This window comes from Paenibacillus sp. JSM ZJ436, assembly GCF_044383795.1.
GTDB classification, from domain to species: Bacteria; Bacillota; Bacilli; order Paenibacillales; family Paenibacillaceae; genus Paenibacillus_AQ; species Paenibacillus_AQ algicola.
Map to the genome: position 1 here is coordinate 34,325 of NZ_JBISEO010000020.1, position 22,294 is coordinate 56,618.

Sequence of the window (22,294 nt, forward strand, 5' to 3'; positions counted from 1 at the left end):
CTCCTTTCTCGCACCAACATCTATTCCAGAGCATAACTAGCAAATACAAGGCTTTCCAGATATACTGCAAGCTCTGCGATCGTCGGTTTCTCGAATAAGACTCGCAGCGGATGACTCTCTCCCATCTCATGCTGCAGCCTAATCATGAATCGAACGGCAAGCAGTGAATCTCCGCCTAATTCAAAGAAATTGTCATGTACACCAACAATGTTTAGCTTCAGAACATCCCGCCATAATTCCGCCAGTCTTTCCTCCAGATCTGTTCGAGGGAGAACGGTATCCATTGGCGGTGAGGATACATTTAGCTTAATGACTGGCAGTGCCTTCCGATCTACTTTTCCATTACTTGTGAGCGGCATCGACTCCAATCTCAAGAAAACCGCCGGAAGCATATAGTGAGGCAGCTTGCTGGAAAGGTAGCTCCGCAGTTCTTCCTGCGTAATCTCGGCAGAAGCTTCGCGTCCTGTCCAATACGCAGCGAGCCTTGGCTTCTGATCTTCCGCAACCACGACAGCAGCAGCCGCTTCCCGAACCTCTGGATGTTGAGTAAGTGCGACCTCGATTTCGCCCAATTCAATACGATACCCCTGGACCTTGACTTGAAAGTCTTCACGGCCTAAAAATTCAATGTTTCCATCAGGCAAATACCGTCCCAGATCGCCTGTCCGGTATAAACGTTCTCCCGTGCGGGGATGAATGATGAAGCTCGACGCCGTTTTTTCATCATCACGATAATATCCTTTGGCTAATCCAACTCCGCTAATATACAGATGTCCCGTCACCCACACAGGGCATGGCTCCAATGAAGCACTATTCAACACGTGGAAGCCTTGATTTCGCATCGCACGCCCATAAGGAATACTGGACCAGCCAGGGTTCACCTCTTTGATTACATATAAAATGGACCAGATGGAAGCTTCCGTCGCTCCTCCCAAGCTCACAATTTCTGCACCTTTTGACAAGGAACGAATATTCTCTGGAAGTTTGAGCGGAATCCAGTCCCCGCTAAGGAGAATGAGACGCAGCGATTCCGGCACATCTACAAGCCTGCTTGCAGCGTATTCAACCAGCATCCCCATTAAAGCCGGAACCGAGTTCCACAAGGTTACACGCTCTTTTTGCATTAATGACATCCAGTGTGCAGGATCTTTTCTGCTCGCAGCCTCCGGCAAAACGATCGTCCCACCTGCAGCCAGAACACCGAAAATATCATAAACAGACAGGTCAAAGCTAAGCGAGGATAAAGCCAGCACCCGATCCTTTTCAGTAATATTAAAAGTATCATTCACATCTAAAATACTGTTGACTGCGCCCAAGTGGTCAATCATGACGCCCTTAGGCTTACCTGTCGATCCCGACGTAAAAATAACATACGCCAAATCCTTCAACTGCTGGGCTGATTCCAGCGGTTCATCCTCAACGCCTTCAGCAACTCCATCGTCGACAATGAGCCAGGTGATGGACTTGTCTTGCCGGTTCATCACCTCCTCAATCCGTGGCTGGGTAAGCACAATACTTACCTCGCCCTGCTCTAACAAATAGTCAATGCGTTCCTGAGGCAGCTCCGGATCAATCGGCAGATACGCTGCGCCGGACTTCAAGATGCTGACAACGGCTGCGATCTGCTCCCAGCCTTTCTCCATCATCACAGCAACAAGCTGATTCGCCCCTGCACCGGATTGACGCAGCTTGCGGCCCAGCCGATTCGTCAGCCGCTCCAGCTCTTCATAAGTCATAGAACGCTGCAGCATGGAAACGGCAGTGTGCATAGGAAATTGTCTGGCTTTTTGGCTAAACAGCTCATGTAGCATTAAACCCGCAGATTCTTCCTGTTCTTTCCTTTCGCCGGCTGAATCAAGCAGAGAGCTGTGAGGATGACGAATGACGTTTTGTTCATGCCAGATGGCGTCTTCATTAGCAAGCCGGTACAGCAGGTCGAAAAAAGCGGTAAACATCTCCTCCAGCATGCCCTCCGGAAACAGCTCCCGAACGACGTCCCAATTACAGTAAAGTACTTTTTCGTCTTCCCACACCCCGCAATCCAGCCATACCTGCGAGGTTTGCGTAATACTATACACCGGCTTCAAGTCGAATCCTGTTAGCTTGCGATCGGGGATAGGCAACGTCAATGCACTCGTAAATACGACCGGCATAAGCGCACTTTGGTATTGACCGTGCATTCGGCTCAGCTCGCGCAACACCTGCACACCGCTGACGTGATGATGTTCAAGATCATTCCATAGATTTGTCTGTGTCATTGCCGCGCGTTCTACAAAACGATCGGAGCCCGATCCATCGATTTCCAGCAAAGTGAGTGACGTAAATTCCCCAACCATTTCATTAACCTGCGGATGCAGCTGCATCCGGTTCAGAAAGGTCAGATTCAGACAAAACCGCGGATGCTTGCTCCAGACAGCAAGCACTTCGGCAAAGGCAGCAAGCAGCACACCCGATGCCGTCAGACCCATGGACGTTGCTTTAGTTTTTAAACGGCTCCAATGATCTCCTTCTAAGCGGTTATGCAGGCGTGTGAAGTATGGGTTTTTCAAAGAATCCGGGGATTTGGCCATTGGAAGCTCCGGAGCCGGAGGCAATTCAGGCACACGCGATTTCCAATACTCCAAGGAGCGTTGGTATGCACTTGACGCTTTCATCCGTTCCTCGGCCTGGACATAGTCCCGAAACGTAATCTTCAGCTCCGGCAGCTCGGCATCCGGATTGTGGTGCAGTTCGGCCAGCTCCCGCAGAAGAACGACGTAGCTCCAGGCGTCAAACATCAGCGCATCCGAGCTCAGATGTATCCGGGCTCTGCCGTTATGAAGCAGGCTGACTCGAAGATCGAACACGGGCCACTTGTTCGTTGCAAGCATCTGATGCGACATCTCCTGCCTCAGTGATGCGAGCTTCAGCTCGACTTCTTCCGGTTCCAGCTCTTGAAGCTGTATAAATGGAATCTGATAGAAAGGAACCTCCTTCAGCACCTGCTGCATCCCATCATCCGTAACAATAGCCCGTAGCATGTCATGGCGAACAATGAGTCTGTTCCAGGCCGACTCGAAACGATCGGCATCGAAATCCTCCACATCCAGTTCATCGTAGCTATGGGTCGAAACATTGCCCATTTCAAATGCATCGTTTCTTCCGATCCAGTAGGCTTGCTGTACATCGGTTAGCGGAAACTTCTCGTAGCGATTTTCGGCGTCGGGTATACATTCCGGTATTTCATGAATGGCTTCTTTATAGTGTTCAAGCTCACCCTTCTCTTGCGCAATTACAGCAGCGAGCTCTGCAATGGTCGGAGCTTTAAACAGTACCTGTATGGACAGATCTACCTTAAAAATCTTGCGGATCTGGGCGAGAATCTGAATCGCTAACAAAGAGTGGCCTCCACTGACAAAGAAGTCAGTATGAATCCCCATTCTGGGCACTCTAAAAGCTTCAGTCCAGATTTCGCACAGCATCTCCTCGGTCAGCGTTCGTGGTGATACATAAGCATTGTTCAGGTCCATGAATATTTCCGGCGCTGGCAGCGCGTTCAGATCTATTTTTCCGTTAACCGTAAGAGGCAGTGTATCCACGATGATATAGGCAGCAGGCACCATGTAATCCGGCAAAATATTCTTGAGGGCTTGGCGCAGCCTTTCAATGTTCACCTCACTGCTGTCTTCAGGGATAATCCAAGCCGCCAGGATAGAATCCTCCCAAACCTTTACAGCACATGCCTGTACCCCTGGATAAGAAGTAATGGAGGTCTCAATCTCCCCGAGCTCAATCCGATATCCTCTCAGCTTGATCTGATTGTCCATCCGCCCTATCAGTTCCAGCCTGCCATCCCATAGAAAACGAGCCCTGTCACCTGTTCGGTAGAGCAGCGCGCCTTCCTCGTCACTGAATGGATGCTGTACAAATCGCTCTGCAGTTAGGTCCGGCCGGTTCCAATAGCCTGCAGCCAGCCCTCTCCCGCCAATATACAATTCACCCTCGATGCCAGCAGGAACCGGCTGTTGTGAAGCGTCTAACACATAGACATATTGGTTGGGAAACGGACGACCGATCGGCATGAGCTGATGTGGTGATAGGTCTTCAACGCCTGAGTCACAGTACGTAGTGTCGATCGTGGCCTCGGTCAAACCATAAGAGTTAATCAATGTGGTTTGAGGACCGCACAACATTTTATACATCTCGTATTCATGCACATACCACCGATCAGATCCAATGCACAGCACACGCATAAAATCAAGAGTTCGACCTGTTTCCTTCAGAAACTGAACAAGATTTCGGAAAACAGCCGGCACAAATTCCGCGCAATCCACCTGCTCATGCACCATGGTCTCGTACAATTGCTCCGCACTGAGGACTACATCCTTATCCACCAGCACAAGCTTGGCTCCGGAACAGAGCGCTCTAATCCAATCGCCCGTGAACACATCAAACGAAAAGCTGGCCAGCTGCAAATGCGAGCGGGTCTCCGATGAAAGCCGGTATGCTTTCTCCCAGCCAACAAGGGCGTTCACCAAGCTGGAATGGCGTACCATTGTGCCTTTGGGCTTCCCCGTTGTACCCGAGGTATAAATGAGATAAGCCAAGCTGTTCTCCGTACCGGAAACGGGAAGATTGCCTTTCTCCCCTGCAAAATTTAACAATGTCTCACCATCAAGAGAGATCTGATTGATGGAGCAGTCTTTAAAATGATCTGTGGTCTGCATATGTGTCAGGAGAATAGAAATCTGCGCGTCCTCAAGCATAAATTCTATCCTGTCAGCCGGGTAGCTGGGATCAATGGGCACGTATGCACCCCCTGCTTTCAGAACGGCCAGCACGGCGGCGACCATATCCATGGAACGTTCCAGACAAATGCCTACACGGCTGCCGTGCTCAACACCTGCTTGCTGCAGTGAACGTGCGATCTGATTTGCTCTCGCATTCAGCTCATCGTAGGTCCATACTTGTTTGTTATGCACTAAAGCAGGCCGTTCAGGCGTTGCGTCAGCCTGCCGCTCGAACCATTGATGGATCTGCAGTTCACGTTCATATGCCAAGGATTCTCCGCTCCATTCGTAAAGAATGGTATGCCGCTCTGTCTCAGATAGCATCGGCAATGCAGAAATGGGGCAATCCTCCATACGTACAACGGATTCCGCAAGAGTGCAGAAATGATCAGCCATTCGGACAATACGCTGACGGTCAAACAGATCTGTATTGTATTCAAATATGCATGTAGGACCTTCAGGACCTTCGTAAATGTCCAGTGAAACATCAAATTTCGCCGTCCCGCCGTCCACGGCTTCATATACAATGGAGCGTTCGCCGAGCATCATTTCAGGCAGCGCATTCTGATAGGTAAACAGCACCTGAAACAATGGGTTATGACTCAAGCTCCGTTCAGGATTCACTGCATCTACCAGTCGATCAAATGGAATATCCTGATGCTCATAGGCCTCCAGTGCCGTCTGGCGAACCTTACCAAGCAGATCCGCAAAAGAGGGTTCGCCGGATAGATCTGTTCGCATGGGCAGTGTGTTCACGAACACGCCGATGGCCTGCTCAGTGTTAGGCAGATGACGGCCGGAGATCGGAAAACCTACCGTAATGTCAGTCTGTCCTGAATAACGGTAGAGGAGTACCTTGAAGAGAGTGAGCAGAGTCATAAACAACGTAGCTTCCTGTTTTCGACTAAATGTTTTCAAGTCGTCATACAGCGCCTGAGGCAGCAGCACAGTATACGCAGCCCCTTTAAACGTCTGAACCGGTGGTCGCGGCCGATCTGTTGGCAGCTCAAGCACCGGCAGTTGACCCTGGAGATGCCCGGTCCAATAACGAAGCTGCTTGTCCAACACCATTTCATTCACTTTTTCTCGTTGCATGGCCACATAGTCTGAATATTGGAGTGCTGGAACCGGGAGTGAAGATACCTCAGCACCGGAAGCTAAAGTCTGGTAGATGGCTGCCAGCTCTTTAATGAAAACGCTCAGCGACCACCCATCGAATATGATATGATGCATCGTTACAATGAGACGATATTCGTCACTCTTTAGCCTGACGAGCGTAGCCCACCACACGGGTCCGTTTCGTAAATCACACGGTCTCTGGACATCTTCATTCTGAACCCGCATCATTTCTAGTGATTGCAGCTGGTCCGGCAGAGCTTGAAGATCTACAGATTGCCATGACAGGCGGGGAAGGTCTGCCACGATCTGAACAGCCGCACCTTCCTGGTCCGAAGCAAATGTCGTACGCAGCACATCATGCCGGCGTGCCAGCTCCTCCATGCTGCGCTTGAGCAGCTTCTCATCCCAATCGCCACGCAGTTGAAACCCCGATGGAATGTTGTAAAACGGGCTCTGTGGATCAAGCTCCTGCAAGAACCAGAGCCGCTGCTGGGTAAAGGAGAGAGGGTATCTCTCCTTGGATTTCCCGGCGGTGACAGGCTTTTCGTCAGCGGGGGACTCCTGCAGCTTTTTTTTGATTCCTTTTAAGAATTCCATTCGTTGGTCAGCAGTCAGTGCGGCCAGCTTGTCCTTTAAGGTCTCATGCATGCTCGTTCCCCCTGCCGGCAGCCGCTTCCTGCAGCAGCGCTTCGACTTCTTCAAGACTCAGTGACTCCGCCTCTGACAGCAATGCCTGTACCTCATCGCTGTCATTCTGCTCACCTGGCACCGGCAGCTGCGGCAGCAAAAGTGCCACCAATTGCGCCACGCTGGAGCCTTTTAGCAGTTCAACGACAGCCACATTCGTACCTAAACTGGATTCAATCACATTCTTCAGTTCAATCGCCATCATAGAATCCAACCCCCAAGCATGAATGGGATGATCCGGCAGCAGCTGCGAACTCTGAATCCGCAGGATGGAAGAAGCTACCTCTGTTATATATTGCTCCAGTAGATGCTTTCGTGCCTCCATGTCCGGAAGACGCTGTAATTGGCTAAGGATGTCGACGGAGTGATTGGAAGGTCCCTGCTGAGCTTGAGTATCTCCCTGCTGAACCACCAGCTGCTCCAGCATGATTGGCGCAATCCCCATCGGGAAATTCTTCTCGGCGACGACCGGCCAATCTGCAGCAACGACTGTTGCTTGTACCGACTGCTGACCGAGCAGAATCTCCATCGCCTTTAGACCCTGTTCATTACTCATCGGATACAGGCCGCGATGACTAAAAAATGTAATTAGGTCAAGCTGTGTCGCCATTCCGACCTCGCCCCACGGTCCCCAGTTAATGCTGAGTGCGGGTAAGCCAAGCCTTTGGCGATGATGTGCTACGGCGTCCAAGAAAGCGTTGCCCGCCGAATAATTCGACTGTCCCGGCGATACGACGACGGAGGCGATGGATGAAAACAGGACAAAGAAGTCCAGGGGCTTGTCCGCAAACTGAGAATGTAAATTCCAGGCCCCCATCACCTTCGGCCTCAAAACATTACGAAACTGCTGCTGGTCCATCTGGATCAGAAGCTGAGGCTGGGCTACTCCGGCTGTATGAACGATGCCTCGAATAGCAGGCCAGTGCTCCCGTTCGTAGTCCGCGACGAATCGGGCAAGCTCTTCTTCATCTGCAATATCAAATCCTGCCACATGAACCGAAGCTCCCATCCGCTCAAGCTCCTGTACAGCTTTAATTCTGTGAGCCAGTGTGTGGTTGTCTATTGGATCAGACCACCTGGAACGTGGCGGCAGCGACTCGCGGCCCAGCAGAATGAGCCGGCGCGCACCACGTTCAACCATCCAGCGGGCGATAAGAAGACCGAGTCCTCCCAAACCACCTGTGATGAGATAGCTGCTGTCCGCACGCAATGCTGCCGGTACTTGGTAAGGGGATTCTGCCTGATCCGTTAACCGAAGTATATAGCGCTCTCCGCCACGAAAAGCGATTTGATCTTCTCCGTCAGAGGATAACAATTCGTCAGCAAGCCGACCTGCGTCGTCTACATCCTCCAGATCAACAATGCCTCCCCACATATCCATGTGCTCCTGATGTCCAATAGTACGTGCTAATCCCCATATCATGGACTGGGCAATCTCTAAGGGCTGACCGTGATCTTGAACTGGCTGACAGTTTCGCGTCACAAGCCACAGCTTGGGCTTCTTCCGCCAGATACGATTTGACATTGCCTGCACCAGATGCATCGTTGCTAGAACACCTTCGTCCTGTGCCTTTTGGAGACCTTCCAGATCAAGGGAACCCGCCGATGCTGCGTCCAGGCTCCACAAGTGGACAATACCGGCTGGATCGGCATCATCTGCATCCATAATATCTTGTAACAATGATGAGAAGTCATTGGGGGTAAGCGGGTTGACCCAATATCGTCCGAGCGCAAGGTCCGATCGATAACGCATATCAGGATCTGAATATACTCGTATACACGAGTGCCCTCTCTGCTCCAGCTCCGCTACCAGTTTATCCGCAGCACCCTGACGATCCTGCAGTACGATCCATCGTCCTGTGTTGGCTGATAAAGGCGTTATGTCATTGTCCCGCTGCTGTAATTCCCATCGAAGCTCGTAATGACTTTGCTTTTTTGAAGCCGGCTCCTGCTCATCCCGAAGTGATACCGCGTGACAGCCACGAATCTCCAGAATCACATGCCCTGCTTCGTCCAATAGCTGAATATCACCTTCGAGACCCTGCTCATTCTGTTGTGTGATTTTAGCGTAAATCCACATCGTAGGGGTAAGATCACCGAAAACAAAGCCTTCACCGACACGAACCGGCATGTAAACTGAAGAGGATTGGGTGGATATAGGCAAAGCGGCCGCCATCACCTGGAAGCACACGTCCAGCACAGCCGGATGAATCCGATAAGAGGTCAGGTCACTACTTATGTCGAGAGGGACATTCACGCTGGCCAGTGCCTCTCCATCTCCCTGCCACAGCTGGCGTATACCCTGAAATGATTTCCCGTATTCCAAGCCCATCGTCTTGAAATGCTCGTAGCATACGTCACTGTCCACTTCTTTACGGCAGCGTTGCTGCAAATCTGTAATATGAAGGCGTTCTGCATCTCTCTTGCCCCGGAAAGGTCTTACCTTCCCTTCTGCATGCAAAGTCCATTCCGAGTTTTGCGGATTACTGTATATGCTGAAGGAGGACGCTTGTGGATCCACAATGATCCGGAGTTTAACGGTGCTTTTGTTGTCGATAAATAACGCTTTCACAAAGCTGATATTCTCGGTATACAGGGCATGTGCAGCTTTTCCGTACCATTCCCGCATGGCAGCCATACCCATTTCTACATAGCCTGCGCCAGGGAATACTATAGCGTTCTGGATCCGGTGATCGTTGAGGTAAGACAGTCTCCAAAGATCCAGCTCCACTTCCCAGGTAGGATCAGGCGATGGAATACGCCGTCCTAATAAGGGATGAACCTCCTTCTCAATCCGATCTTGAATTGAGGCAGCAGACTCCTGCCAGTGGCGTTCCCGCTGCCACGGATAGGACGGAAACGGAATGAATGGAACCTGATCCGGATAAAGCACATCCCAGCGGACATGACAGCCGTGTGCATACAACAGGCCCAGTGATTCCAGCATGGTTCTGCGTTCCGGCGTGCTGCGTCTAAGAGACGGCAATACGTATCCTTCCACTCCTTGCTTCTGTAAGCATTCTTTAATAGAGCTTCCCAGCACAGGGTGAGGACCGACCTCAAGAAACCATCGATATCCGTCTTCCAGAATATCCTGAACAGCAGAAGCAAAATAAACGGGCTCACGTACATTTCGCCACCAGTACTCGGCATCCAGATCGCTACCTGCTACTTTATGCCCCGTTGCGGTACTGTACATAGGAACGCTTTCAGGCCGCAGCTCCAGATCATGCAGCACATCCATAAGCTCTGTCTGCAGCGGGTCCATATAGTGACTATGGTAAGGAACATTGACTTGCAGATATTTGCAAAAAACACCTTCAGCTTCAAGCTCCTCAGTCAACGGCTGCAGCATCGCAGGGTCGCCTACTAGCGTTACTGAACCCGGGCTATTGATCGCAGCAATGGATACCGATTGAGAAATGCCTTGAATTCGGGATCTGGCCTGCTGAAGCGGAAGGCCGACCGCCACAAGCCGACCTTGTCCTGTAGTCGTTTGCTGTAAAGAGCTGCGGTGATAGATAACCCGGACTGCTTCTTCAAGACTCATTGCACCTGCAGCATAAGCTGCCGCAACTTCACCGGCACTGTGTCCCACAATAGCTGCTGACTCAATGCCCCATGAGCGCCACAGCGCTGTAAGGCCGATCTGCACGGCAAAGTTGGCAGGCTGGGCTACCTCGGTATCCTGCATCCGTGAATCCTGTTCCTCCGCCAGCATGGCATCCTGCAGTGACCAGCCGGAATAGGACCTAAAGATGTCATCAATATGGATGACTGCTTCCCGGAATATGGATTCCTGTTCAAAAAGCTGGCGTCCCATAGCCCACCACTGCGGCCCCATCCCCGTATATACAAACACAATACGCGGAGGGGATGCTGCGGATCCGTCTCGATTTAAGCTGGAGGCTGAGGCCGCAAGCGGGAACTCTTCGGACTGCAAATCGTTCAGCTTTGCAATACATTCTTCCGTAGAGCTTGAAACGATAGCTGTTCTGCAGCTATGGTGTTCACGACGCAGCGCCAGTCCGTAGCCCAGCTGCTTCACAGAGGCCGGGGACTCTTGATCTCGGACGCTGTCAAGGAGATGACTGGCATACGCTTGAAGCGCTGTATCACTCCGTGCCGATAACGGGATCAGATAGTCCTCGATAACCTCTCCCTGATTCTGTACAAGGCGTGAGCACAGTGAGGATGCCTCCGGCGCCTCCTGTAATATGACATGGGCGTTCGTTCCGCCAAATCCAAAGGAATTGACACCAGCGATTCGCGGTCCTTGTGATTCTGGCCACGGAGTAAGCTCTTGTGGAATACGAAGCCTGAGCCTGTCAAATTCAATATCCGGGTTTCCCTTCCGCAAATGAAGATGCTGCGGAATTTGTCGGTGCTTCAGGCACAGCACAGTTTTGATGAACCCTGCAATACCGGCAGCTGCCTCCGTGTGGCCAATGTTTGTTTTGACAGAGCCTATGTAGCAGACATTTCCTTCACCGCGGCCCTCGGATAAAACAGAACCCAGTGCATTTGCCTCAATCGGGTCGCCAACAGGGGTGCCTGTGCCATGAGCCTCCACATACTGTACATTACATGGAGCAATGTTCGCCTCCCTGTATACATCTTGCATGAGCTGTCGCTGAGACTCCCCGCGTGGAACGGTAATGCCAGAACTGTGACCGTCCTGGTTTACACCGGTTCCTTGAATAAGTGCATGAATGGGATCTCCGTCCTTCAAAGCCTGCGTCAAGGGCTTCAGCAGGATGACTCCGGCTCCTTCGCCTCGCACATAACCATTAGCTCTGGAGTCGAACGCTTTGGAGCGACCGTCCGGTGAAAGCATCCCCGCCTTGGATTCGGCAATAAAATAATCTGGCTTTAGCATTACGTTCACGCCGCCTGCAAGAGCCTGCAAGCTCTCACCGCTCCAGATGCTTTGGCAGGCCAGATGAACAGCAACTAGCGATGAGGAACAAGCCGTATCTAAAGAGATGCTCGGTCCCCGAAAGTCGAAGAAGTAAGAAATCCGGTTCGCGAGCAGTGTCATCATCGCTCCTGTGGCTGTGTGGGAGTCAACCAGATGCCGATTGCTCTCTGCAAATTGAAGCAGCTTATAGTCCAGCGTAAAGCCTCCCATAAAGACTCCGGTCTTCGTCCCCTTCAATCGTTCAGCCACTTGTCCGCCGTTTTCCAGCGCCTCCCAGCAAACCTCCAGCAGCAGCCGCTGCTGTGGATCCATCAACGATGCCTCACGAGGTGAAATCCCGAAAAAAGCCGCATCAAATTGATCAATCTGCTCTAGAAACCCACCCCATTGCGTGTTCGTCTTTCCAGCCTTTGACCGATCAGGATCATAATAGCTGGAAATATTCCAGCGATCTTCAGGGATCTCGCCAATGCCATCCACCCCTTGGCACAGCATGCTCCAAAAGTCCTCAAGATTACGCGCACCACCGGGAAAACGGCAGCCCATGCCAATCACTGCGATCGGCTCTCTGACTTCACTGCTGTCACCGCTGTCACCGCTGCTCATCCTCTGACCGACTTCTACCATCATTTTTCACCCCTAGATATATATTATCTTGCTCCTGCAACAACGTTTGTGAGCTTAAACCAATTCATGGTCTCGAGGACAGCCTGATGGTGAGGGGTCGTTAATTTGCCGAAAGCACGTTCATACTTGCTGCTGTCCACGACGAAGGGGTGCTCATACAAATAAAGCATCTCCTTTAGCTCCCTCATGTTGGCATTAAACAGTGACATCATCGATACAAAGGCCTTAGGTGCCACTCGAAATTTTGGCTGCTGATCTGCTGACTTGTAGGCCATCGTTATTAACTCCCGGGTTGTGATCACTTCTGCGGAGGGCACATGCCAGATTTGTCCGAGTGCCTCCTCACGTTCGCCCAACGTCACGAGTCCTCTTGCGAAGTCACGGATATAAATATAGGTATGGGGGGTGTCGATGTCTCCGAGCACCTCTGCCGGCTTGCCTTCAAGTGCGGCCCTAAAAACACGCTCTCCCAATGCAGAATCCAGCACACCTGGACCGTAAAAGTCGGAGCCGCGGCCAATGACAGCTCGAACCACACCCTCGCGGTGCGCGGCCATTAATCGGTCTGACATCTGAGCTCTTGTTCTGCCTTTGCGCCCTGTTGCAGCATTCGGTAAATTTTCCGTCAATGGCTCGCGCTTCACTCCGTACATGTACAAATTATCGCCATATACCAATTTGGCTTGTTCTGCCGCCGCTGCTCCGATTATGCCTTCCATAATAGGCGGAAACTTTTCCGGCCATTCTGTATAAGGAGCTTTGGCACAATGGTAGATAACGGATGCCCCTTTGCAGGCTTGAGAAATACTTACCGCGTTAGTGGCATCACCCTTGACGACCTGCACGCCATCAGGCACCGTCGCCTGCCCGCTCCGGTTAACCATGCGAACGACATGTCCCCGATGCAGTAATTCCTCCATCACAGCTAAACCTAGCGGTCCCGTACCGACAACGACATGAAGCTCATGACTCTTCGACATACACTTCCCCTTTCTGGCATTTTTTTGTATAAATAGTCACTTCCATTATATGCAACAAAGTGTACTTGAGTAAATATATTTATCTTTGTAAATTTTATTAAAAAAGCTTGGTTTTTATGTAAAATGGAGCAAATCAATCTCTGCATAATTAACTGCATAATCAATCACAATTGGTCATCTTGACACTTTAGTTAATTTGAGTTAAGTTATTAACATGAGTTAACTAAAAGAGGTGGTCATCCCAGATGCTTACAGATACGTCGTTAAGAGAAATCAAGAAGGCCCGTACGAAGATTGCATTGTATGAGGCTAGTCTGTCGTTGATGGAAGACAAAATGTTTCACGAGGTGATGGTGGAGGATATTTGCAGAAAGGCAGAAGTGTCACGAGTTACGTTTTTTAAATTTTACCCTAAAAAAGAAGACGTGCTTGTCTATTTCATGCGTGTTTGGCTGACCGGACGTATCATTGAGATCGAGCGGGATCATAGACGCGGCTTCGCTTCCATCCGCTATCTTCTGCAGAAGGTCGCCGAGCAGTCCCATCACATGCCGGGTATTTTGCCGAGCTTGATTTCTTTTCTGGCAGAAATGAAGATGCATCCTCACTTGCAGGAATTAAGTCAGGCTGAGATCAAGCTGTTGTTTCCTGGCAATGAAGAAATTGGAAGTGCAACACCGGATCTGTACCGGTTCTTTCTGCGCAGCATGAACGAGGCTCAAGAAGAAGGTACTCTAAGGCAGGATGTATCGGCAGAAGATGCGGTCAAGATTCTTTTCACTATATTTTATGGGTCTTATTTGACTGCTCAGCAGTATGCTTCGGCAGATGTTATCGGCTTCTACGAAATTCATCTCCGGCTTCTCGAACATTCATCAGAGGAGTGAGAATATGGGAACCATTTATCCCGGACGGTTTACAGCACAGATTGAAGGCCCTTTTGTGGTTTTTATTATTGGAGTGCGGATTAACAAAGCATGGGCTATTCATAAGTGGCTGCCCGTTACACTTGCAATGAGCCCCATGCTACAGGAGCTGTACCGCAATAAAAGCCTCGGCTTCCTGCACGCGTCTTATTACATGTCTTGGCGGGAAGTGATGCTTGTTCAGTATTGGCGGTCGTTCGAACAGCTGGAGCATTATGCCCGGAACGGTGCATCTCATCTCAAGGCATGGAGAAATTTCAACCTTAAGGTAGGAGCCAGTGATACGGTCGGCATCTACCATGAAACGTATCTTGTGGACAATGGCTCCTACGAAACGATGTATAGTAACATGCCTGTATACGGGCTGGCAAGAGCGGGCAGCCATGAGCCGATGACTCCGAATAAGGATTCTGCCAGACAGCGCCTGAAGCGGACATAGCCTGCTCATCCCCCTGCTGCAGGAATGCCTCACACTCTCGGCAGCTCGTATTCCACGCCAACCTGTTCACAGCTCCATTCCCACAAACGCACCGCATCCTGCTTGTTTCTGGCTTTGGATATCAGCTGCTGAGGTTTCTTCTGGTAGAAATATTGGCCTGACACCTCTCTAAGCTCGGGAGCGAGCGAGAGATACATTGCCGTTTCTGCTCCCTGCTCTGCCGTGAGAAAAAATGGCTTCAACAGCTTCATTACCGTCTTTCCGAATCCCGTTTCACGATTGACCCCCATCTGTGTCGCTACGGCGCCGGGGTGAACGCAATTCGCGGTCACCCGGCTGCCCTGCAGTCGGTCGGCCAGCTCTTTGGTGAATAAAACATTCGCCAGCTTGGATTGGGCATACGCCTTGATTGGATGATATCTTCGGGTCATAAATGGATCGTCAAAACGGATGTTCCCCGCCTTATATGCACCCGAGGCTACTGTAACCACCCGCCCCTGCTCTGCTGCCAGCAGCGATTTCAGGAGCAAATGCGTCAACAGAAAATGCCCCAGGTGGTTCACTCCAAGATCCATCTCGAATCCTTGAGCCGTTTCCTTCCGGCGGGTCATTACTACGCCAGCATTGTTGAGCAGCACATCCAGCACGTGATATTTCTCCTGGAACTGCGCAGCAAAAGCGCGGATGCTGTTCAGATCCGCCAGATCACACAGCATCAGCTCCAGATCATTCGATCCGCTTCGCTCCTTCGCTTCTTTCAGCGCGGATTGTCCCCTCTCCAGACTGCGGCATGCCATGATTACTTTAACGCCCTTCCTTGCCAGCTCTACCGACGACGCCAAGCCCATACCTGAATTGGCGCCTGTAATGATCGCGATTTTTTGCAAGCATCTCACTCCCTTATGTTAGATGTGTATCTAGCCAGTCCTATCATGATTCAATGTCTGCCTGCTTCAATACCCGGTCCTGCACCTCGAAGCGCGCATATTCTCGAGAAATTCTGGAAGATAAATGCGTCAAATCCACCTCTCTTCGGGTAAACGTCCGATCCAGCACTACGTTCCCCTTCTGTACAAGCACCAAGTTATTGAAGGATTCATCATCAAGCGGATGTTGTCCCAAGGAGCTCTTATCCACAACATAATAGCCCAGATAGGAAGAGGTTGTCCATGAAGTGCCCACAAGCTCCTCCATCTGCTGCTTGGACGTATATGGAGGAAAGACATACAGTGTATCCCACTCCAATGCAACAAGCTCGGACATGTTGAACGTATCTCCTTGATCTACAGCGGTCAATAGCGCTTGGTCGAATTGTTTGGCATTAGGCTGAAATACCTTTATGGTTACGTATTCATAAAAGCTTAAACTAACAATCACCAGGAACACTGCCAGAAGTGCCCAGACTATCTTTTTGGGTCGTGTGTTGAACATGCATGTTCACTCCCTCTGAAGCTATGATAGGAATAATACTAACCCACTTTGTCATGATAAACAAAAAAAGACCATTCCAGGGAAGATAAGCCAAGCAAGCTCAGGCTTCTTCCCATCGAATGATCTCTTGATGCTCTATTAGGCTTGTCCGTTCTCTTCTGCTTCCATCATCCGGCGCAGCTTCTGCTGTATACGCTTCTCTTTACGCCTCCGCTCCTTGTCCTCCATTTGCAGGGCTCGCAGGAGGGAGAAGCACATCCCGATCAAGACGAGCGCAAACGGAAGCGCGGCCACAATAGAGGCGGTCTGCAGACCGCTTAGCCCGCCGCTTAGCAGCAGCACGATCGCAATGAAGGACTGCAGGATGCCCCAGGTCATTTTTACCTTCAGCGTCGGATTCAAGGTTCCGTCCGAGGTCAGCATTCCAAGCACAAAGGTCGCGGAATCTGCCGAGGTAATGAAGAAGGTCATGATGAGCAGCGTTGCGATAAAGGCAATGACTGCACCGAGGGGCAGATGCTCCAGTGTAATGAACAAAGCAGTGGTCGTGTTTTCTTTCACGGCTTGGGCAACGTTCCCAAGATCAAACAATTCCTGATGCAGTCCGGTTCCGCCAAACACCGAGAACCAGATGAAGCCGAAGGCACTTGGCACCAGCATCACATAAATAACAAACTCCTTAATCGTGCGGCCTTTGGATACTCTGGCAATAAAGGTGCCCACAAAGGGTGCCCAGGCGATCCACCATGCCCAGTAGAAGAGCGTCCACATCCCGACCCAGGCTCCCTGCGAGAAGGGGGTCAGCCTCAGGCTCATGACAATGATATTCTGGACATAATTTCCGAGCGTCGTCGTGAAGGTGTCGAAGATAAACGCAGTCGGTCCCGCGATCCATACAAACAGCATGAGCAGCACGGCAATGACCAGATTGGTGTTACTCAAAATCTTGATCCCCTTGTTCAGGCCTGTACTCGCAGAGATCAGGAACAGCACCGTTACGATCAGAATGATGATCACCTGATTCCGCGTGGAATCGGCCACTCCGAACAGATGATTCAGGCCGCCGTTAATTTGCAGTGCGCCCAGACCCAGCGAGGTCGCAACTCCAAACACGGTAGCCAGAACGGCGAGAATATCGATCGCTTTGCCGACCCAGCCGTTGACGACACGCTCCCCCAGAAGAGGAATGAACGTGGAGCTGACCAGACCCTTATAATTCTTGCGGAACTGAAAGTAAGCCAGCGCGAGCGCAATGACTGCATAAATGGCCCACGGATGCAGACCCCAGTGGAAAAAGGAATATCTCATTGCTAAACGGGCGGCCTCTACCGTCCCTCCAACCGCGCCCTCCGGCGGAGCCAGATAGTGAGACAGGGGCTCAGCCACGCCCCAGAATACGAGCCCGATTCCCATCCCGGCGCTAAATAGCATGGATAGCCAGGACAACGTGGAATATTCCGGTTCGTCGTCATCATCGCCCAGCCTGATATTGCCGAAGCGGCTGAACGCCAGATACAATGCAAATACGAGAAAAAACAAGGTGGCAATCAAATAAAACCAGCCGAAGTTCTGAATCGAGAACCCGTATGCCCGATCGGCTACGCTAGCTAGCTGGTCGGGAGCAATGGCTCCCCACAATGCAAACAGCACTGCAATAATAATCGTGATGGTAAGTACCATAGCTGTCCTCCGTTCTTCCCGCTGTCCGTGTTCACAGTATGTACAGGGCTGATGCTCTTATTCAGCCTTTTTGAAAAAATAAGACACAGTCGGGGTTGTTAACCAGCTATATATTATACCATCTTTTTAGCAAATAAAAACAGCACCGGCTATGATCCCCTCCGGCACTGTCTGAAAAATCTCCATAGCTCATTAGCTAACAACGGACATATTTGCGTTTAAAGCCCAGCCTGCCTTTTTCAACATCCTTCTGAATGCTGTGATATGCATCAAGACGGCTCGTCTTGGAATTGCCACGTTTGACCTCTACGACGCCCACCTGCCGGGCTGTTTCTACAGCCTCAGCATGCAGCGGCACATACGAAATTCCTGCTGTATAAATGAAATTGTTCATTGCCGCTTTGGTTCTCTCCGGCGAGCTGTGGATGAAATCCTGAGCCTGCTGAAGCAGACCTGCCAGCTTGAGCCGGTCAAAGGCATCATCAGGACGGTTGCCCATCAGCCAGCAGTAACAGCTCCAGCCTGCAGACATTTTCAATTCTTCTCCGCTCTGGATCCAGCGGTCAGCGACCGTTTGAGCCCGCTCAGATTCGGCGAGCGTGACGGCAACAACATAATCCGACAGCATATAAAAATACGCTCCTTCTATCCAGGTCTCGAAATCCGCTTCTGTCATGACAGCAGGATCAGCAATGATGCCAGCGAAATACATCGCATCGTAATTACCTGTAGCGTACAGCTCGTCAGCCAGGGACTGATGGATTTTGATTTGTTTGGCCAGCGGCTTCATGGCACCTGTTGCCACCCCGAACAGCGGCTCGCGAGCGCCTTGGGACAAATAGATATTTCGGGTACGTTCTTTGCCAAGAGACGACAGCTCCTGCATGACCGTGGATAGCTCCATCGCTTCCACCCTCCTTGCTTGTGTGATTCACCCACTCTAGAATACTAATCTGAACGTGCGGCTGAGCCTTCTCAAAGCTTAAGCACATATTTAACTTGTGTTTTGCTTTGACCTTCGAGCATTTCATGTTTCTCCTCCGCAGCATAGAAGCCGGATTTTTCATAAAAAGGGATGGCTATACGATTCTCTTTCGCCACCCAGGCAATCAGCACGCCTGACTTCAGATCATGAGTATACTGTCTCAGGAATGCCCGGCCAATCCCACGCTGATGATACCGGGGCAGCACATACATTCTCAGGATTTCATGCTCTCCCTCCTGAAGCTGCCTTCGCTGTGCAAAGCCGGCAAGCTGGTGATCCAATTCCGCCACCAGAAATCCAGGAAGCTCCTGCTGCTTGTCCTTCTCCAGAGATCTCCTCAGACTGTCTTCAGCGTAAGCATGGCGCAGGAAATGATCGATAAAGCTTGGAGAGTAAAGCTCTTTATACGTATGCAGCCAAGCCTCTCGGGCAATTCGCTGAATCTGTGAAATGTCCTCGATCTCTGCACTTCTAATCGTTATCATGAAGCTTCTCCTTCGTGATCCTGTCCAGCTTCCGGTTGATCGAATCTAACGAACTCTGCAGCTTTCTCATCTGCTGGAGTCCCGAGTACTGATTGCTAATTACTCCGGCGAAGGCAATGATTAGAACAATGACAACAAAATTCATTTCTCTCATCCTCTCTTGCGAGATGTATCTCAGACTATTTATAATGCTTGTACCAAATGCCTGCACATTCTGGAACGGTCGACCATTGATGCTCTTTGATCCGGGCTGCGAGCTCATCTCCGAAAAAGAAAGTCATCATCTCCACAGCCTGCTGCGGGTGATCATAGCTGTAATCCATACGGATCCAGCGGTGTGAGAATTCGTAGTGCTTCTCTAGTAAGGAAAAATAGGACTTCAGGAAATCGGGTGGAGCAGGTGTGGTGGTGCCTGTGCCCAGCGTTTCAATAATTATCACGGTGCCCTGCGGTTTTAACACTCGCTCAATCTCTTGCAGAATCCGCTCTAACTGTTTCGGACCGTCCTCAATGCCGGAGTGAGTCAAATAGCAGATGCTCCACCCGGAAACGACCAGGTCTACAGAGGCATCAGCTAACGGAAGCTCGCGATGATCGGCTACGCACGTGCTCCAGTTTTTGGGGATAGACAGATTGTTTAGTTTCTGGTCCAGCCGCTCCAGCATTGCTGAAGATACATCGGTACAGACCACCGATTGTGCCCGGGGCGCGATGGTCGCGGCCAGTCTGCCTGTACCTGCACCGAGATCCAGCACGTCCAGCCCTTCTACAGACCGAATGTCCCTGATGATTTCCAACATATCCGGCTGCCGAGCAATCATGTCTTCATACATGTCCGACTCATTATCGTATATACTTTTATGATTTGCCATGTATCATTTCTCCTATCCTTGGATGGTAACATCAAGCATCATATAGAGCGGTCTAATCAACTGCCAGGTTCATTGGCTATCCCTGTTCTGCTGGTTGTGCTGCTCGTACCACTGAACCAGGCTGGGCATCTTCTCTTCGAAACCGCCAGGCATATAAAAATTAAGCACCCCTGCGCGCGCCTTACTTTTATTCATAAAATCATGCATAACATTCGGTGGAATACGGATGAACGTTCCTTTCGGTGCGTCCAGACTCTCATCTCCTACCAAAAAAGACATTACACCTTCAATCACATAGAACAGCTCCTCGTGCTCTTCATGACAGTGCGGACCGGGGCCATCACTTTGAGCATCCAGCCACCATTCAGACACACAGTAGCGGTCATTTGTTTCAGAACCATCGGCAAGAAACACACTACGCATCGGCCCCATCACATAATTACGCCCGGATCCCGGCAAGTGTATTAATGTCTTTTGGGACTCTGCTTCTGATTGAAAATCTGATTGAGGATTGCTTTTACCCATTAGGCAACACTCCTTTCATTATGTATGAATCTGATTCCAATTGCCGCAGTTCTATGTTAGATGAAGTTCATATTTGACAGCTTATGAGTACCTGTTCATTATTTCTTTTTTAAAGACTTGAATCGGCTCTTCATAATCAATCGGTTTATAGATCATGCTGTTTAACATTGCACTGAGGTCATGGGTGTGATCAAATCTCATAGTTTGGCTATAAAAGCTCATTTCATTCAAGGTTCCGAGGACGCTTCGGTCATTCGTTTTCCCCATGCTGATCTCTCCAGCCTCCAGAAAATACTGCTCTACCAGCCCTCTTCTCACACCCTCTAGCTGTAAATACTCTTTGACTCCAGTGACGAATGTCTCCTTCAGCTTTGCCACTTGCCCGCTTCGAATTCCGTCAACGAGGAAGCCCAACCGGGTTGCGTCATTGACAAAAATGATATGTTTTTTTTGCAGCTGTAATAGATTCGCATGCCAGCTAAAGAATGGATAGATATGCTCGAGCTCCACCGGAGCTGTTTTCATATCTTTAAGCAGCTTTTGAGTGCATTTCAATGCCAGCATCGGCTATCGCTCCTTTGGGTTTGACTAGGTGTAGTATTCCTGTCTATCATACCCTATCTGAAAGCGTTTAGCTGTAAAAATAGGCGGCAACTACAGAATAAACCATCTAGGGCTTGCGCATAAGGGGCGCCTCGAAGTGCGGATCGAGGGGCGCCCGAGGTGCGCCGCAAGCTAACGGTTGTCACAGGTGCTATTTAGTCCTTTTCGGGAGCGCCCCCATTCTAATGGTTGTGAGACACGCTAATTGAGTCTATTGGGGACCAAACCGCACCTAATCAGGCACATAAGCTCTGTCACAACCGTTAGAGTTACGTAATCAGCAAATTAGCCGCAATAAGCACTCTAGCAACCGTTAGCGTAACAGGGCTGCTCGGTGCACTTAACGTGCACAAGTTCCGCAAATAAAGCATTCAAGCTACAGAGGGTAACACGAATAAGGCCGCCCCGGGCGGCCTTGATTCGCTCGGACAGATCGCTGAAAAGACAAGGCACGGAAGAAAAGGAAGGCTTAACGGACGGCTGCTGACTGCTTGCGGCTGTTCCCTTTTTTCCCGGCTGGCCTGCCGTGTAATCTTCTCAAACCGCTGAGATCTAATAAGCTGAATCCCACCTTGGAGAAGATGGGCAGCAGGCAGAACATCAGAGTATCTGTAACCTGGGAGGTCCATCCGAAGCCTGAAGGCCCAATGATCCACAGGGTGGGGTACCCAAACCACAGAACAGTCAGATAAGAAGCAGTCATGAGAAAATGCTTGTATAGACTCGGGTTTTGGCTTCGGGCAATGATGCGCAAATGCACCCATATGACATACATAATGATCAGAAACGCGGCGCAGCCCAGGCTGTACCACACGTATTGCTCCGGTCGCGGGGACAGGTCTGCAATTAATCCCGTAAGGATCATAAATACATCTGCAGCGACAAGGCCCCACAGGATGACTCGGTCCTTGGGAACGGTGCTCATAGCGGTGGTCGCAAGGGCAACCAGCAAAAGAGGCGTCGTGACGATCCAATCCAGATACCGTGCAAAGTAAATCAGATGGCCGTCTTTGACGATATGACCTTGTCCCATAGCCATCGACAGATAGGCGGCCCCGGACCACACTGGAATGATAAAGGCTATCAGGTATTCGTAGCGTGGAACCTGCTTGCGGTTAAAAGACCATACCGCGAAAATAACGGCACCTGCTGCCATCACCGCTGCGTAGCCCCATAGTATTTGCTGTTCAATAGGATGCTGCATTTGTTCACCTCTTTTTTGTTACCATTATGTCCTTCCTTGTC

The 22,294-nt window shown here is 50.6% G+C and carries 15 protein-coding genes; 2 read left to right on the forward strand and 13 right to left on the reverse strand.

Features of this window, described 5'->3' with window-relative positions:
* Positions 1-20: 20 nt before the first annotated feature.
* From ACH6EH_RS18070 to ACH6EH_RS18080, 3 genes are read right to left on the reverse strand one after another with little or no spacing between them, the layout of a single operon-like run.
* A complete protein-coding gene (locus tag ACH6EH_RS18070; RefSeq protein ID WP_397333308.1) occupies positions 21-6,536 on the reverse strand; it encodes an amino acid adenylation domain-containing protein in 6,516 nt (2,171 codons plus the stop codon).
* Positions 6,529-12,126: a type I polyketide synthase gene (locus ACH6EH_RS18075; RefSeq protein WP_397333309.1), complete on the reverse strand. Its 5,598-nt coding sequence runs from the start codon at positions 12,124-12,126 to the stop codon at positions 6,529-6,531. The genes ACH6EH_RS18070 and ACH6EH_RS18075 overlap by 8 nt, the downstream gene beginning before the upstream one ends.
* Before the next feature lie 20 nt (positions 12,127-12,146).
* Positions 12,147-13,103, reverse strand: coding sequence for an SDR family oxidoreductase (locus ACH6EH_RS18080; protein ID WP_397333310.1), 957 nt, complete (start codon positions 13,101-13,103; stop codon positions 12,147-12,149).
* Between the two features lie 245 nt (positions 13,104-13,348).
* Between ACH6EH_RS18080 and ACH6EH_RS18085 the strand changes: the two genes are divergently transcribed.
* Both ACH6EH_RS18085 and ACH6EH_RS18090 read left to right on the forward strand, forming a co-directional pair.
* Positions 13,349-13,990, forward strand: coding sequence for a TetR/AcrR family transcriptional regulator (locus ACH6EH_RS18085; RefSeq protein WP_397333311.1), 642 nt, complete (start codon positions 13,349-13,351; stop codon positions 13,988-13,990).
* 4 nt (positions 13,991-13,994) lie between these two features.
* On the forward strand, positions 13,995-14,468 hold the full coding sequence (locus tag ACH6EH_RS18090) for a DUF4188 domain-containing protein (RefSeq protein WP_138226278.1): 474 nt from the start codon (positions 13,995-13,997) through the stop codon (positions 14,466-14,468).
* Between the two features lie 29 nt (positions 14,469-14,497).
* Here the strand turns inward: ACH6EH_RS18090 and ACH6EH_RS18095 are convergent, their stop codons facing one another.
* The 10 genes from ACH6EH_RS18095 to ACH6EH_RS18140 all read right to left on the reverse strand — a co-directional run bounded on the left by ACH6EH_RS18095 (position 14,498) and on the right by ACH6EH_RS18140 (position 22,253).
* Positions 14,498-15,355 carry an SDR family oxidoreductase gene (locus ACH6EH_RS18095; protein ID WP_279591674.1) on the reverse strand — a complete coding sequence of 286 codons (858 nt, stop codon included), beginning with the start codon at positions 15,353-15,355 and terminating at the stop codon, positions 14,498-14,500.
* 43 nt (positions 15,356-15,398) lie between these two features.
* Positions 15,399-15,899: a hypothetical protein gene (locus tag ACH6EH_RS18100; RefSeq protein WP_397333312.1), complete on the reverse strand. Its 501-nt coding sequence runs from the start codon at positions 15,897-15,899 to the stop codon at positions 15,399-15,401.
* Positions 15,900-16,037: 138 nt separating this feature from the next.
* Entirely contained in the window at positions 16,038-17,579 is a 1,542-nt protein-coding gene (locus tag ACH6EH_RS18105) for a glycine betaine uptake BCCT transporter (RefSeq protein WP_138226280.1), read from the reverse strand.
* Positions 17,580-17,775: 196 nt separating this feature from the next.
* A complete protein-coding gene (locus tag ACH6EH_RS18110) occupies positions 17,776-18,483 on the reverse strand; it encodes a DNA alkylation repair protein (RefSeq protein ID WP_397333313.1) in 708 nt (235 codons plus the stop codon).
* 71 nt (positions 18,484-18,554) lie between these two features.
* Positions 18,555-19,049 (reverse strand): GNAT family N-acetyltransferase, encoded by a 495-nt coding sequence (locus ACH6EH_RS18115; protein WP_397333314.1) that lies wholly within the window; start codon positions 19,047-19,049, stop codon positions 18,555-18,557.
* Positions 19,036-19,194, reverse strand: coding sequence for a hypothetical protein (locus ACH6EH_RS18120; RefSeq protein WP_397333315.1), 159 nt, complete (start codon positions 19,192-19,194; stop codon positions 19,036-19,038). The genes ACH6EH_RS18115 and ACH6EH_RS18120 overlap by 14 nt, the downstream gene beginning before the upstream one ends.
* Positions 19,195-19,228: 34 nt before the next feature.
* Positions 19,229-19,921, reverse strand: a complete 693-nt coding sequence (locus ACH6EH_RS18125) for a class I SAM-dependent methyltransferase (RefSeq protein WP_397333316.1) — start codon at positions 19,919-19,921, stop codon at positions 19,229-19,231.
* 69 nt (positions 19,922-19,990) lie between these two features.
* Positions 19,991-20,446, reverse strand: coding sequence for a cupin domain-containing protein (locus tag ACH6EH_RS18130; RefSeq protein ID WP_397333317.1), 456 nt, complete (start codon positions 20,444-20,446; stop codon positions 19,991-19,993).
* Positions 20,447-20,527: 81 nt separating this feature from the next.
* Positions 20,528-21,010 (reverse strand): DUF6933 domain-containing protein, encoded by a 483-nt coding sequence (locus ACH6EH_RS18135; protein WP_397333318.1) that lies wholly within the window; start codon positions 21,008-21,010, stop codon positions 20,528-20,530.
* A gap of 508 nt (positions 21,011-21,518) precedes the next feature.
* Positions 21,519-22,253 carry a bacteriorhodopsin gene (locus ACH6EH_RS18140; RefSeq protein WP_397333319.1) on the reverse strand — a complete coding sequence of 245 codons (735 nt, stop codon included), beginning with the start codon at positions 22,251-22,253 and terminating at the stop codon, positions 21,519-21,521.
* Positions 22,254-22,294: the final 41 nt, after the last annotated feature.

What these genes read in the sequence shown, in the direction of transcription:
- ACH6EH_RS18070 (WP_397333308.1), bottom strand. Translation starts at nt 6,536, where the DNA reads ATGCATGAGACCTTAAAGGACAAGCTGGCCGCACTGACTGCTGACCAA.
- ACH6EH_RS18075 (WP_397333309.1), bottom strand. Translation starts at nt 12,126, where the DNA reads ATGATGGTAGAAGTCGGTCAGAGGATGAGCAGCGGTGACAGCGGTGAC.
- ACH6EH_RS18080 (WP_397333310.1), bottom strand. Translation starts at nt 13,103, where the DNA reads ATGTCGAAGAGTCATGAGCTTCATGTCGTTGTCGGTACGGGACCGCTA.
- ACH6EH_RS18085 (WP_397333311.1), top strand. Translation starts at nt 13,349, where the DNA reads ATGCTTACAGATACGTCGTTAAGAGAAATCAAGAAGGCCCGTACGAAG.
- ACH6EH_RS18090 (WP_138226278.1), top strand. Translation starts at nt 13,995, where the DNA reads ATGGGAACCATTTATCCCGGACGGTTTACAGCACAGATTGAAGGCCCT.
- ACH6EH_RS18100 (WP_397333312.1), bottom strand. Translation starts at nt 15,899, where the DNA reads ATGTTCAACACACGACCCAAAAAGATAGTCTGGGCACTTCTGGCAGTG.
- ACH6EH_RS18105 (WP_138226280.1), bottom strand. Translation starts at nt 17,579, where the DNA reads ATGGTACTTACCATCACGATTATTATTGCAGTGCTGTTTGCATTGTGG.
- ACH6EH_RS18110 (WP_397333313.1), bottom strand. Translation starts at nt 18,483, where the DNA reads ATGGAGCTATCCACGGTCATGCAGGAGCTGTCGTCTCTTGGCAAAGAA.
- ACH6EH_RS18115 (WP_397333314.1), bottom strand. Translation starts at nt 19,049, where the DNA reads ATGATAACGATTAGAAGTGCAGAGATCGAGGACATTTCACAGATTCAG.
- ACH6EH_RS18120 (WP_397333315.1), bottom strand. Translation starts at nt 19,194, where the DNA reads ATGAATTTTGTTGTCATTGTTCTAATCATTGCCTTCGCCGGAGTAATT.
- ACH6EH_RS18125 (WP_397333316.1), bottom strand. Translation starts at nt 19,921, where the DNA reads ATGGCAAATCATAAAAGTATATACGATAATGAGTCGGACATGTATGAA.
- ACH6EH_RS18130 (WP_397333317.1), bottom strand. Translation starts at nt 20,446, where the DNA reads ATGGGTAAAAGCAATCCTCAATCAGATTTTCAATCAGAAGCAGAGTCC.
- ACH6EH_RS18135 (WP_397333318.1), bottom strand. Translation starts at nt 21,010, where the DNA reads ATGCTGGCATTGAAATGCACTCAAAAGCTGCTTAAAGATATGAAAACA.
- ACH6EH_RS18140 (WP_397333319.1), bottom strand. Translation starts at nt 22,253, where the DNA reads ATGCAGCATCCTATTGAACAGCAAATACTATGGGGCTACGCAGCGGTG.